Origin of the sequence: Nocardia sp. SSK8 (assembly GCF_037034205.1) — a bacterium.
Lineage (GTDB): Bacteria > Actinomycetota > Actinomycetes > Mycobacteriales > Mycobacteriaceae > Nocardia.
This window is the reverse complement of the sequence record NZ_JBAGKD010000014.1, coordinates 68,095-83,009: the sequence shown is the minus strand read 5'-3', so window position 1 is coordinate 83,009 and position 14,915 is coordinate 68,095. Positions and strand designations below refer to the sequence as shown.

Sequence of the window (14,915 nt, the reverse complement as noted above, 5' to 3'; positions counted from 1 at the left end):
TTCCCGTCACAACGGATGCCGAACCGTTACAGACAGTTCGGCACCGGGGAACACTTCGGTGGCTCCCGGACCGGCCCGCCGGTGACGTTATCCCTGTAGTCGGACGCTAGGACGAAACGTTGTCGCAGCACCGGGTTGGCCCCGAATCGATCTCCGTGCAGGCCCTGCTGGGTGACGGAGTGGCCGGGCGCCCCAGCAGGCACCGTGCCGAGCCCTCGCGCACCGACCGGGTGCGCGCCGCCGCCAGCGCCGCGGTCGCCACCGGCGCCCTGGTCGGCGTCGCCGCGCAGATCGCCCCGACCATCGCCAACGCCACCCCGCTGCTACCGACCCACAACGACGTGCAGGATTCCGTCGTCCCCGAGTCGGCCCGCCAGGACGTGAACCTGGTCGCCGCGCAGGAAGTCTCCGCGCACACCGAGGCCCCCGTCCAGGTCGACGCCGTGGCCGCCCCGATCGCCGCCCCCGTGGCCGCGCCGTTCGGCATCGGCAACCTGCCGCCGGAGATCGCGGGCCCGCTCAGCCAGGTCGAGGACATCCTCCAGGGCATCCAGCACCAGGTCGCGCCGCCGCAGAGCGTGCGCCCGGTCGCGGGCCCGATCAGCTCCGGCTTCGGCTCCCGCTGGGGCGCCATGCACTACGGCATCGACTTCGCCGACCAGCTCGGCGCGCCGATCCACTCGGTGTCCAGCGGCACCGTCATCGAGGCGGGCCCGGCCTCGGGCTTCGGCCTGTGGGTGCGTGTGCTCCAGGACGACGGCACCACCGCCGTCTACGGCCACGTCAACGAGATGCTGGTCAGCGAGGGTCAGCGGGTCAACGCCGGTGACGTCATCGCCACCGTCGGCAACCGCGGCCAGTCCACCGGCCCGCACCTGCACCTGGAGATCTGGGACCAGGGCGGCGCCAAGATGGACCCGATGCCGTACCTCGCTTCCAAGGGTGTCCCGCTGGAATGGGGTCCCTCCTCGCACTGAGTGCGCGTTTCCTCCCACGCGGATCGTTCGCGTAGGCACAGTGGCGGTGGTTGGTATGACCCCCGTCACTTTGCTATTGATCCGGCAACAATGATTGTGCTGCGGCCGATACTCCTCAGGGCCCCGAGTGCCGGGGGCACCGGCGCGACCGGCAGCGCGATGTGACCGGTCGATATGATGGCTCGATCTGCACGGTGCGGTGTCGCCGCGCGTCCAGGCTCGATGAGAGGTGAATGAACCCGAATGGAAACTGCCCGTCGTTCTGCCCGCGGTAGCCGCCGTCGCCGGTCGAGCAGTCCGACATTCGGGCAGTTGCTGACGGCAGCGGTCGAATCGGCCGCCGAGGCCGTCGCCCTTCGGTTCAACCCCACCGGTGACCCCGCCGACCAGCGCGAACTCACTTACCGCGAACTCGACGAGCGCTCCTCCCAGCTGGCCCGCGAACTGATCGACCGCGGCGTGGGCCCCGGTGACATCGTCGCCGTCGCCAGCACCCGCTCGGTGGAGTCGGTGCTGAGCGTGTGGGCGGTCGCCAAGACCGGCGCGGCCTACGTGCCCATCGACCCGGCCTACCCGGCCGACCGCATCGCCCACATCGTCACCGATTCGCGGGCCGTGCTCGGCATCACCACCGGCGCGCATCGCGACAGCCTCGGCGACAGCACCGCCTGGCTCGAACTCGACGACCCCACCCTGGCCGCCGCCGTCGCGGCCCGCCCCGCGCACGCCATCTCCTACAGCGACCGGGTCCGCACCCTCGACGAGCGCCACCCGGCCTATCTCATCTACACCTCCGGCTCCACCGGTCTGCCCAAGGGCGTCGCGGTGACCCAGGCCGGACTGGCCACCATGGCCGCGGTCGGCAGGCAGTACCGCATCGAGGCGGGCGCGCGGGTGACCCACCTGAGCTCGCCCAGCTTCGACTTCTCGCTGATGGAGATGCTGTTCACCTTCAGCGCGGGCGCGACCCTCGTGGTGGTGCCGCCGACGGTCTTCGGTGGTGTGGAGCTGGCCGATCTGGTTCGCCGCGAGCAGGTTTCGCATCTGCTGATCACGCCGGGCGCGCTGGAGTCGGTGGACGTGCACGCCGTGGACAGCGTGCGCGTGGTCGTCACCGGTGGTGACAAGCTCGGCCCGGAACTGGTGGATCGCTGGGCGGCGCAGGGCCGTTCGGTGTTCAACGCCTACGGCCCGACCGAGGCCACCGTCATGGTGACCACCGGCGAGATGGTCGCCGGTCAGCCGGTGACGCTGGGTTCGGTGATCCCCGGGGTGGCCGCGTTCGTGCTCGACGCGCGGCTGCGGCCGGTGCCCGCCGGGGTGGTCGGCGAGCTCTATCTCGCGGGTCCCGCACTGGCCCAGGGCTATCTGGACCGCCCGGGTCTCACCGCCGAGCGTTTCGTCGCCAATCCGTTCGGCGCCGACGCGGGCGCGCCCGGTGGCCGCCTCTACCGCACCGGTGACCTGGTGCGCCGCAACACCTCCGGCGACTTCGAGTACCTGGGCCGCTCGGACTTCCAGGTCAAGATCCGTGGCCTGCGCATCGAATTGGGCGAGATCGACAACGCACTCACCACCCACCCCGACGTGGATTTCGCCGCCACCCTGGGCCGCACGCTGCCCAGCGGCGCGACCTCGCTGGTGTCCTATGTGCTGCCCCGCGCGGGCGCCACGGTGACCCCGGCCGAGCTCACCACCCACCTGGCCGGGCTGCTGCCCGCGTACATGGTGCCCGCGGCGGTCATGCTGCTCGACGAGATCCCGCTGACCCCGGTCGGCAAGCTCGACCGCAAGGCCCTGCCCGAGCCCACCTTCACCGCCCGCGCCTACCGCGCCCCGAGCACCCCGGTCGAGGAGATCGTGGCGCGGGTATTCGCGGATCTGCTGGTGCCCGAAGAGGGGGAGCGGGTCGGCGCGGACGACGACTTCTTCGAGCTCGGCGGCAACTCGCTGCTGGCCGCGCAGGCGGTGGCCCGCATCGGTACCGCGCTCGACACCCGGGTGCCCGTGCAGCTGGTGTTCGAGGCGTCGACGGTGTCGACGCTGGCGGCCCGGGTGGAATCGCACGTCGGCGTGGGCACCGGCAATCCGCTCACCGCGCAGGAGCGCCCGGAGCAGATCCCGCTGTCCTACGCGCAGCAGCGCATGTGGTTCCTCAACCGGTTCGATCCGGCCAGTGGCGCCAACAACATTCCGCTGCCGGTGCGCCTGTCGGGCGTGCTCGACCTGGCCGCCATGCGCGCCGCGGTCACCGATCTGGTCACCCGGCACGAGGTGCTGCGCACCATCTACCCCGAGGTCGACGGTGACGCCGTGCAGTTGGTGCTGCCGGTGCGCGATCCGCGCGCGGTCCCGCGGCTCGAGGTGGTCGACGCGACCGCCGAGCAGCTGCCCGCGCTGATCGGCGAACAGGCCGTGGCCGGTTTCGACGTGACGCTCGCGCCGCCGGTGCGGCTGCGCCTGTTCCGGCTCGGCGCCGAGGAGCACGTGCTGCTGTGCGTGGTGCACCACATCGCCGCCGACGGCTTCTCGATGGCCCCGCTGACCCGCGACCTGATCGCGGCCTACTCCGACCGCCTGCGCGGCGGTGCCCCCCGCTGGCACGAGCTGCCGGTGCAGTACGCCGACTTCACGCTGTGGCAGCGCGCCACCCTGGGCGCCGAATCCGACCCGGATTCGCTGCTGGCCCAGCAGATCTCGTTCTGGCGCGACGAACTGGCCGGGCTGCCCGAACAATTGGACCTGCCCGCCGACCGTCCGCGCCCCGCCGCCATGACCAACCGCGGCGCGAGCTACGACTTCGCGATCCCCGCCGAGGTGCACGCCGCGCTGGATCGGCTCTCGCGCGAACACAATTCGACGCTGTTCATGGTGGTCCACACCGCGCTGGCGGTGCTGCTGGCCCGGCTCTCGGGCACCACCGATATCGCCGTGGGCACCCCGGTGGCCGGGCGCGGCGAGGCCGTGCTCGACGACGTGATCGGCATGTTCGTCAACACCCTGGTGCTGCGCACCGAGATCGACCCGGCTCGTAGCTTCGACGAGCTGCTCGGTACCGTCCGTGCCACCGACGTGGCCGCCTTCGGCCACGCCGACGTGCCGTTCGAGCGCCTGGTCGAACTGCTCGACCCGGCCCGGTCGATGGCCCGGCATCCGCTGTTCCAGGTGATGCTCACCTTCCAGAACCTGGCGGGCACCGAACTCCAGCTGCCCGGGCTCACCGTCGCCGGGGTCGACCTGGCCACGCCGTTCGCCAAGTTCGATCTGGAACTGACCATGGTGCCGCGCGAGACCGACGGGGTCGCCGACGGCGTCTCGGCCGCGTTCACCTACGCCACCGACCTGTTCGACGAGGCCACCGTCGCCGGATTCGCCGACCGGCTGGTGCGCCTGCTCGGCCAGGTCGTCGCCGATCCGGCCCGCCCGGTCGGCGCGATCGAGCTGCTCGAGCCCGCCGAGCGCGCGCGAATCCTGGTGGGCTGGAACGACACCGCGCACGCGCTGCCGTCGGCACTGCTGCTCGACGGCTACCGCGCGGCCGTCGCCGCCCACCCCGACGCCGTGGCGGTGGCCTACGAGGGCACCGAGCTGACCTACCGCGAGTTCGACGAGCGGGTGAACCGGCTGGCCCGGCTGCTGGTGCGGCGCGGGGTCGGCGCGGAATCGCTGGTCGGCCTGGCCGTGCGCCGCTCGCTGGACCTGGTCGTCGGCATGTACGCGATCGTCACCGCCGGTGGCGCGTACGTGCCGCTGGACCCGGACCACCCGGCCGAGCGCATCGCGCACATCCTCGACACCGCGCAGCCGGTGTGCGTGCTCACCACCACTGCCGACGCCGTGGAGGTGCCCGCCGGTACTCCGGTGATCACCATGGATACCGTTGCGCTGCAAGACTTCCCGGCCGGGCCACTGACCGCCTCCGAGCTGCTGCGCCCGGTGCTGCCGCAGCACCCGGCCTACGTCATCTTCACCTCGGGCTCGACCGGCCGCCCCAAGGGTGTCGCGGTCTCGCACGCGGCCATCGACAACCAGACCGCCTGGATGCTCGCGGAATACCCGCTGGGCCCGGGCGATGTGTACCTGCAGAAGACCGCCACCACCTTCGACGTGTCGCTGTGGGGCTACTTCATGCCGCTGCGCACCGGCGCCAAGCTGGTGGTGGCCACCCACGACGGGCATCGCGACCCGGCCTACATCGCCGAAACCATTGCCGCCCAGGGCGTCACGGTGACCGACTTCGTGCCGTCGATGCTGACCGTGTTCGCCGCGCACACCCCCGCGGGCTCGATTCCCACGCTGCGTGATGTCTTCGCCATCGGCGAGGCGCTGCCGCCGGAGACGGTCGAGGCGCTGCGGGCGGTGTCCACCGCGCAGGTGCACAACCTGTACGGCCCGACCGAGGCGGCCGTCTCGGTCACCTACTGGCCCGCCGGGGAGACCGACCGCGGCTCGGTGCCGATCGGTGTGCCGCAGTGGAACACCCGGGTCTACGTGCTGGACGCGCGGCTGCGTCCGGTGCCCGCCGGGGTGGTCGGCGAGCTGTACCTCGCCGGTGACCAGCTCGCCCGCGGCTATGTCGCCCGGCCGGATCTCACCTCGGATCGGTTCGTGGCCAACCCCTTCGAGCCCGGCGCGCGCATGTATCGCACCGGCGACCTCGTCGTCTGGCGCACGCCCACCGCCGAGACGCCCGTGCTGGAATACCTGGGCCGCACCGACTTCCAGGTGAAGTTCCGTGGTCAGCGCATCGAGCTCGGCGAGATCGAGACCGCCCTGCTGGCCCAGCCCGCGGTGAGCCAGGCCGTGGCCATCGTCGCCGATTCGGCGGCCGGGGAGCAGCTGGTCGCCTATGTGGTGCCCAAGCCGGGTGCCGAGATCGAGCAGGCGGCGCTGCTGGCCGCCATCGGGGAATCGCTGCCCGCGTACATGATTCCGGCCGCGCTGGTCTCCCTCGACGCGTTCCCGCTCAACACCAGCGGCAAGCTCGACCGCAAGGCACTGCCCGCGCCGACCTTCACCGCCGGTGCGTTCCGCGCGCCGAGCACCCCCACCGAGGAGATCGTGGCGGGCGTCTTCGCCGATCTGCTCGGCCTGGCCCGCGTCGGCGCCGACGACGACTACTTCGCGCTCGGCGGCAACTCGCTGCTGGCCACCCGCGCCGTCGCCCGGATCAACGAGGCTCTCGACGCCGAGCTCGCCATCCGCGACCTGTTCGAGGCACCCACCGTGGCGGCGCTGGCCGCGCGCGTGGTGCCGCGCGACGGGTCGGCCCGGCCCGCCCTGGTCGCCGCCGCGCGCCCGGAGCGGATTCCGCTCTCGCTGGCCCAGCAGCGCATGTGGGTGCTCAACCAGCTCGATCCCGCCTCGGGCTCCTACAACATCCCCTTCGCCATCCGGCTCACCGGCGAACTCGACACCGCCGCGCTGAGCGCCGCCGTGCTCGATGTGCTCGACCGGCACGAGTCGCTGCGCACTCGCTTCCCGGTGGCGGGCTCCCGGCTCGCCGGACGCGGGGGCGATACGGCCGGGTCCGATCCGGTGCCCACGGCCGCGGACTCGCCCGGTAGCGCGGGACTCGGTGGCGTGCCCGACGGCACGGCGACCCAGGAGATCCTGCCGGTGGCCGAGGTGCTGCCGCACGGTCTCGAGGTCGAGACCAGCGCCGATATACTCACCCGGGTCGCCGAACTGGCCGAGGCCGGATTCGACGTGACCAGGGAGGTGCCGCTGCGGGTCCGGCTGCTCACCGATGGTTCGGCCGCCGACTGGCTGCTGGTCTTCGTGGTGCACCACATCTCCGCCGACGGCGCCTCGCTGGCCCCGCTGGCCCGCGACCTGATGACCGCCTATGTCTCCCGCGCCGGGCAGCAGGCTCCGGCCTGGACCCCGCTGCCGGTGCAGTACGCGGACTTCGCGCTGTGGCAGCGCGAGGTGGTCGGCGCCGACGACGAGCCGGGCTCGGTGGCCGCCGGACAGCTCGACTACTGGCGCGAACAGCTGGCCGGGCTGCCGCCGCTGCTCGAACTCCCGCAGGACCGCCCGCGTCCGGCCGTGCCGACGCTGCGCGGCGCCACCACCGAACTGCGGCTGCCCGCCGAGGTGCACACGCGGCTGAATCAGCTTGCCCGCGACCACAAGTCGTCGCTGTTCATGGTCGTGCACGCGGCGCTGGCGGTGCTGCTGGCCCGGCTCTCGGGCACCTCCGACATCGCCATCGGCACGGCGGTCGCCGGTCGTGGCGAGCGCGCCCTCGACGAGCTGGTCGGCATGTTCGTCAATACGCTGACCCTGCGCACCGCGCTCGATCCGGCCGGGTCCTTCGACGAGGCCGTCGACCTGGCCCGCGACACCGACCTGGGCGCCTTCGCGCACGCCGACCTGCCGTTCGAGCGGGTCGTCGAGGTCGTCGCGCCGGGCAAGGGCAGCGCGCACAACCCGCTGTTCCAGGTGGCGCTGACCTTCTCCAACAACGAGGCCGCCGCGCTCGAACTGCCGGGCCTGACGGTCAACGCGCTGGAGACCGCGGTGGCGGCCAAGTTCGATCTGCAGGTCGACGTGGAACCGCGCTTCACCGCGGCCGGGGAGCCGGACGAGCTGGTGACGCTGTTCAACTACGCCACCGACCTGTTCGACGAGGCCACCGTGCGCACCCTCGGCACCCGCTTCGCCCGCATCCTGACCGCGGTCGCCGCCGACCCGCAGCTGTGTGTCGGCGATATCGACATCCTCGACGAGCAGGAACGCGCCCGGCTGCTCGGCGGCGCCGAACCGGCCGCCGCGGCGAGCGCGCCGACCGGCGGCACCACCCTGGCCCAGGCCTTCGCCGCCGCGGCCGAGGACGACCCGGACGGTCCGGCCCTGGTGTGGGGCGAGGAAGCGCTGAGCTATGAGCAGCTCGACGCGCGTTCCTCGCGCCTGGCCCGGCTGCTGATCGGGCGCGGTTTCGGCCCGGGAACCGGTGTGGCCCTGGATCTTCCGCGTGGCGTCGACTGGGCGGTCGCGGTCTGGGCGGTGCTCAAGTCCGGTGCCGCCGTTGTCCCGCTGCCGGGTGCGCGGGCGGTCGACGAGCCGTGCGCCAAGATCGGCATCACCCGCGGCAGCGCGCCCGCGGGCGAGATCGACTGGGTGGTGCTCGACGACACGGCGGTGCGCACCGAGCTGTCCACGCAGTCCGCGCGTCCGGTCACCTACGCCGACCGCACCCGCGCCCTGCGCGGCGGCGACCCGGCCTTCGTCGGCACCGACGGCGTCCGCAGCTACGACGAACTCGCCACCGCCGGTGCGCGGGTGCGCGCCGAGGCCGAGCTGACCTACGAATCGCGCACCTTCGGGCACGCCGCGGCCGACAGCTTCGCCGCCCTGGTGGAACCCGTCGCGGCCGGTGTGGCCGGTGCGTCGATGGTGCTGGCGAGCTCGGCCGAGCTCGCCGAGGAATGGGTGAGTCACCTGTTCGGTGACCGGGCCGGTCTCGAGTCGCTCGACACCGCGGCGCTCGAAGACCTGCGGGCCGTGATCGCCGAGGACGCGGCGCCGGGCAACCCCGGCCCCGCCGAGGTGGTCCTGGTACTCGGTGAGCTGCGCGCGCCGGTCGCCTGAACCGGCCTTCGCGCAACAAGTTTCGGTGATGGGTGAGGTGGAACAGCAATGACACGTCCGGCACGGACCCGACCGGTACGCACCCGGCGCCCCCGGGTGACCACCCTGGCGCAGCTGCTGGCCGCCGCCGTCGAGACCGCGCCCGACGGCACCGCCGTCGTGCTCGCCGACGCCACCCGCACCCTCGGCACCCGCACCTACGCCGAACTCGACGACCGCTCCACCCGGATCGCCCGGCTGCTCATCGCGCGCGGGATCGGCGCGGGTGACCTGGTCGCCATCGGCATCTCCCGCTCGATCGAGTCGGTGCTGGCGGTGTGGGCGGTCACCAAGACCGGCGCCGGTTTCGTGCCGGTGGACCCGAACTATCCGCCGGATCGCGTGACGCACATGGTCACCGATTCCGGCGCGGTCTTCGGCCTGACCGTCACCGGGGTGGCCGACCGGCTGCCCGCCGAGGTCGACTGGCTGGCCATCGACGGGCCGGACGCGTCGGCGCTGCTCGACGAGGTGTCCGGCGAGCCGATCACCAATGCCGACCGGTTGCGTCCGGTCCGCGCGGAGGATCTGGCCTACATCATCTACACCTCCGGTTCCACCGGCCTGCCCAAGGGCGTGGCGGTGAGCCAGGCCGGGCTGGCGCCGTTCTGTGAAGAGCAGCGCAGGCTCTACGGTGTCGAATCCGGCTCGCGCACCCTGCATTTCGCCTCGCCTTCGTTCGACGCGTCGCTGCTGGAACTGCTGCTGGCGGTCGGTGCCGCCGCGACGATGGTGATCGTCGACCCGAGCGTGTTCGGCGGTGACGACCTGGCCGCGCTGCTGCGCCGCGAGCGGGTGAGCCACGCGTTCATCACCCCCGCCGCGCTGGCCTCGATCGACCCGGCTGGGCTCGACGACTTCCGGGTGGTCGCCGTCGGTGGTGAGGCGTGCCCGCCGGATCTGCTGCGGCGCTGGGCGATTCCGCTGGCCGACGGGACGCTGCGCGAGTTCCACAATGTCTACGGGCCGACCGAGACCACCATCGTCACCAATATCAGTGTGCCGCTGAAGCCCGGTGATCCGCTGACCATCGGCGGGCCGATCGGTGGTGTGGCCGAATATGTCCTGGACGACCGGCTCGGCCCCGTGCCGCCCGGGGTGACCGGCGAGCTCTACATCACCGGCGCCCAGCTGACCCGCGGCTACCACGCCCGCCCCGGCCTGACCTCCGCGCGCTATGTCGCGAATCCGTTCGACCCGGCCGGTTCCCGGCTCTACCGCACCGGTGACCTGGTCCGCTGGACCGGTGACGGAGCCCTGGAGTACGTGGGCCGCAACGACTTCCAGGTGAAGATCCGCGGCTTCCGGATCGAGCTCGGCGAGATCGACGCGGTGCTGTCCGGTCATGACAGCCTCGATTTCGCCGCCACCCTCGGCCACGAACTCGACAGCGGCGCCACCATTCTCGTGTCGTATGTGCACGCCGCCCCGGGTGCCACCGTCGACGCCGCCGCGCTCACCGCCTTCGCCGAGCGCAGCCTGCCCGCGCACATGGTGCCCACGGTGATCATGGCGCTGGACACCATCCCGCTCACCCCGGTCGGCAAGCTGGACCGGCGCGCACTGCCCGACCCGGTGCTCGAGCACGCCGAATTCCGCGCGCCGTCCACGCCGGTGGAACAGATCGTCGCCGGGACCTTCGCCCAGGTGCTGGACCTGGCCGAGGACGCGACCCTCGGCCTCGATGACGACTTCTTCGCCCTCGGCGGCAATTCCCTGCTGGCCACCCAGGTGGCCGCGCGCCTGGGTGCCGCGCTGGACACCGACTTCCCGGTGCGGCTGCTGTTCGAGGTGCCCACTGTGGGCGCGCTGGCCCAGCGGCTCACCGAGACCGCGGGTGCCGGGGCGCGGCCCGCGCTGGTGGCGGGGGAGCGGCCCGACCGGATTCCGCTCTCGCTGGCGCAGCAGCGGATGTGGTTCCTCAACCAGTTCGATCCCGGCTCGGTGGCCTACAACATCCCGATGGCGGTGCGGCTCGACGGGGCCATCGATGTCGAGGCGCTGCGGGCCGCGGTGGGCGATCTGGTCGCCCGGCACGAGACGCTGCGCACCATCTACCCCGAGACCGCCGACGGTCCGGTGCAGCGGGTGCTGGCCGCCTCCGACGCGACTCCGCAGCTCGAGGTGCGGCGGATCACTGCCGATCAGCTCACCGCCGCCATGCACGAACTCGGCTCGTCCGGATTCGATGTGCGTGGCCAGGTGCCGGTGCGGGTGGCGCTGTTCCAGCTCGGTGACGACGCGTCCGTGCTGGCCGTGGTGGTGCACCACATCGCCGGTGACGGCTCCTCGCTGACCCCGCTGACCCGCGATCTGATGCTCGCCTACGGCGCCCGCGCGGCCGGTACCGCGCCGGACTGGGCGCCGCTGGCCGTGCAGTACGCCGACTACGCGCTGTGGCAGCGAGCGCTGCTCGGCAGCGAGGACGACCCGGACTCGCTGGCCTCGGCCCAGCTGGCCTACTGGCGTGACGCGCTGGCCGACCTGCCCGACCAGCTGGACCTGCCCGCCGACCGGCCGCGTCCAGCCGTGCAGTCGTTCGCCGGTGGGCGCGTGCCGGTCGAGATCGACGCGCGGACCCATCGCGCGCTGGTGGCCCTGGCCCGCGAGCAGGGCGCGACCCTGTTCATGGTGGTGCACACCGCGCTCGCGGTGACCCTGGCCCGGCTGGCTGGCACCGACGACCTGGCCATCGGCACCCCGATCGCGGGCCGTGGTGAGGCCGCGCTCGACGATCTCATCGGCATGTTCGTCAACACCCTCGTCTTCCGCACCACCCTCACCCCCGGCGAGCCCTTCGCCGCCCTGCTCGCCCGCCAGCGCGATACCGACCTCCAGGTCTTCGCGCACGCCGACCTACCCTTCGAGCGCCTGGTCGAGGCGATCAACCCCGCCCGCTCGACGGCCCGCCACCCGCTGTTCCAGGTGGGCTTGTCCTTCCAGAACCTCACCCGCACCGGCCTCGAACTCGGCCAGGCGGCGGTCGAGGCGGTCGACGTGGACCTCGCCGTCTCCCAGTTCGACCTGCACGCCATCGTCGCCGACCACTACGACGCCGACGGCACCGCCCAGGGCATCAGCGGCGTCTTCACCTACGCCACCGACCTTTTCGACGAGGCCACCGCCCAGTCCTACGCCGACCGCTTCGCCCGCGTCCTCACCGCCATCGCCGCCGCCCCCGCGCGCCCGGTCGACGAACTGGAGTTGCTCTCGGACACCGAGCGCGAGCGAATCCTGCACGGCTGGAACACCACTGGTCATCCGGTCACCCCGACCACCTTGGCCGCCCTGTTCGCGGACACCGCCGCCACCTACCCGGCCGGTGTCGCCCTGGTCGACCCCGACGGCACCGAACTCACCTACCGCGCCTTCGCCGACCGGGTCAACCGCCTCGCCCGCCACCTCATCACCCAGGGCGTCGGCGTGGAAGACCGTGTCGCCCTGGCCATCCGCCGCTCCACCGACCTGGTCGTCGCCATGTACGCGGTCACCCAGACCGGCGCCGCCTACGTCCCGATCGACCCCGACCAGCCCACCGACCGGGTAGCCCACATCCTCGACACCGCCGCGCCGGTCTGCGTGCTGACCACCACCCGCGAGGCGTTCACCGCCCCCGCCGACCAGGTCCCGGACTCCGATGGTCGTCCGACCGCACGGATCACCACGGTCGGGGAAAGCCACGGCAGCGCGACCTTCACGGTCGCGGATCGGGTCGTCACCGCCGACCACCCGCTGCCCGACGTCGATGCGACCGGCCTCTCGCCCGCACCGGGCGGGGCAGCGACGGATGAACTCGCTGACGGCGCGGCGGCACCCACCGCCGTCGATCGCGGCATCGGCGACCGCGGCGACGTGCTCCACGCCGCCCCGCCGGTCATCGTGATCGACACCGTCGATCTGTCCGCCATCCCTGGCACGCGGATCGCCGCGAGCGAGCGGCGGGGTGTGCTGCGGCCGGAGAACACCGCGTACGTGATCTTCACGTCCGGTTCGACCGGCAAGCCCAAGGGTGTCGCTGTCTCGCACGGCGCGATCGTCAACCAATTGCTCTGGAAGACAGAACGATTCGGACTCGGGCGCGACGACTCGGTGCTGCTGAAGACCGCCGCGACCTTCGACCTCTCGGTGTGGGAGTTCTGGTCGGCGGCGGTGTGCGGTGGGCGGCTGGTCATCGCGGCGCCCGACGGGCATCGCGATCCGGCGTACCTGCTCCAGATCCTGGCGCGACAGGCAGTGACCACCCTGCACGCGGTCCCGTCCATGCTCGACGCCGTGCTCACCGAAGCCGGTGGCGCCCTGCCGGATTCGCTGCGTCGCGTGCTCGCCATCGGTGAGGCGCTGCCCGCCGCCACGGCCCAGCGCTTCCTCGACGGCAATACCGCCGCCCTGCACAACCTCTACGGCCCCACCGAAGCCGCGGTCTCCATCACCGACCACCGCGTCACCGCGAAGGACCGCACCACCGTCCCGATCGGCGCCCCCGAATGGAACAGTCGCGTCTATGTGCTCGACGCCCGCCTGCGCCCGGTCCCGGTCGGCGTTTCCGGCGAGCTCTACCTCGCCGGTGACCAGCTGGCCCGCGGCTACTTCGCCCGCCCCGACCTCACCGCCGACCGCTTCGTCGCCGACCCGTTCGCCGCGGCTGTCCCCAGTGGACCCACCGATCGCCCGTCCGTTGGCGCCGATCAGCCTGGTGCGTTCGCGCCCGGCGGGGATCGCGGGCGACCCGCGTCCACCGGCGCTGGGCAGCCCGATCCGTTCGCCCCTGCCGCCGATCGCGAGCGACCCGCGCCCGCCGCACGCATGTACCGCACCGGCGACCTGGTGGCCTGGACCGCCGACGGCGAACTGGAATACCGGGGCCGCACCGACTTCCAGGTGAAGATCCGTGGTTTCCGCATCGAGCTGGGTGAGATCGAAGCCGCCCTGCTGGCCGCGCCGCGCATCGCGCAGGCCGCGGTGGTCGCGCAGACCGATCCGCAGCTCGGTGATCGCCTGATCGCCTACGTGGTGCCGACGCAAGGCGCCGACCTGTCCGCCGTGACAGCGAAAGCCGCGGTGGCGCAGGTACTCCCGTCGTACATGGTGCCCGCCGCGTTCGTTGTCCTCGATCGCCTCCCGCTCAACGCCAACGGCAAACTCGACCGCGCCGCCCTGCCCGCACCGGCGCTCGAACCCCGCACCTACCGGGCACCGGCGAGCCCCGAGGAGATCGCCGTGGCCGCGGTGTTCACCGAAGTGCTCGGCGCCGAACGTCCGGGCCTGGACGACGACTTCTTCGCCCTCGGCGGCAACTCCCTGCTGGCCACCCGGGTGGTGCACCTGCTGCGCGAGCGCACCGGCGCCGAACTCACCGTGGCCGCCTTCTTCGTCGACCCGACGGTGGCCGGGCTGGCCGCTCGCGTCGGCGACGAACACGCGGGCGCGGGCGACCTCGCCGCCGCGCTGGCGGTGGTGCTGCCGATTCGCGCGGGTGGCACCCGCCCACCGCTGCTGTGCCTGCACCCGGTCTCGGGCCTGGCGTGGGCGTACGCGAGCCTCGAACCGCACCTGCCCGCCGATCAGCCGATCATCGGCATCCAGTCCCCGGCCCTGAGCGAGCCGGACTTCCGGCCCGGCTCGGCCGACGAACTGGTCGGCCGGTATCTGGCCGAGATCCGCACCGCGCAACCACACGGTCCCTATCACCTGCTCGGCTGGTCGCTGGGTGGCGTGCTGGCCCAGGCCGTCGCCACCCGGCTACAGGCCGACGGCGAGACGGTGGCCTCGCTGATCATGCTCGACAGCGTGCCCGGCGCCGAGCTGGCCGACTTCCGCGACGAGCTCCGCCACGCCCTGGTCGAGCTCGGAATCCCGGATCACCAACTGCCCGCCGCCGACCGGCTGACCGACCTGAGCGACGAGGCCGTGGCCGCGCTGCACGCCACGCTGGCGGCGGATCTGCCGATCTCGCGCGAGCAGTTCGTCGGCATGTATCGCGGCGCGTTGCACGCGGTGGCCGCGGTGACCGAATTGTCGCCCAGCCGATACGACGGTGATCTCACCTACTTCACCGCCGTGCGTACCCCGCGTTCGCTGCGCGGTGGCGCCTCGCGCTGGCGTGCCCATATCACTGGGGTCATCGCGGATCATCCCGTCGACGCGACCCATAACGAAATGCTCTCACCCGTGTCCTCGGCCACGGTCGGCCCGGTAACGGCGCAGGTCCTCGCCCTTTTCGAGCGGTAGTCGGATAGCGGCCCGTAACGGGTCGCCGGGGGATTACGATTTCGTTTCGAGAGAGTTGGTGTGTCGTGGCGCACA

General features: G+C 72.2%; 3 protein-coding genes. All 3 read left to right on the top strand.

Features of this window, described 5'->3' with window-relative positions; genetic code table 11:
* The first annotated feature begins 119 nt into the window (after positions 1-119).
* The 3 genes from WA675_RS23155 to WA675_RS23145 all read left to right on the top strand — a co-directional run bounded on the left by WA675_RS23155 (position 120) and on the right by WA675_RS23145 (position 14,840).
* A complete protein-coding gene (locus tag WA675_RS23155) occupies positions 120-977 on the top strand; it encodes a M23 family metallopeptidase (RefSeq protein ID WP_336087028.1) in 858 nt (285 codons plus the stop codon).
* Positions 978-1,289: 312 nt separating this feature from the next.
* On the top strand, positions 1,290-8,573 hold the full coding sequence (locus WA675_RS23150) for an amino acid adenylation domain-containing protein (protein WP_442945702.1): 7,284 nt from the start codon (positions 1,290-1,292) through the stop codon (positions 8,571-8,573).
* Positions 8,574-8,669: 96 nt separating this feature from the next.
* Entirely contained in the window at positions 8,670-14,840 is a 6,171-nt protein-coding gene (locus WA675_RS23145) for an amino acid adenylation domain-containing protein (protein ID WP_442945706.1), read from the top strand.
* Positions 14,841-14,915 lie beyond the last annotated feature (75 nt).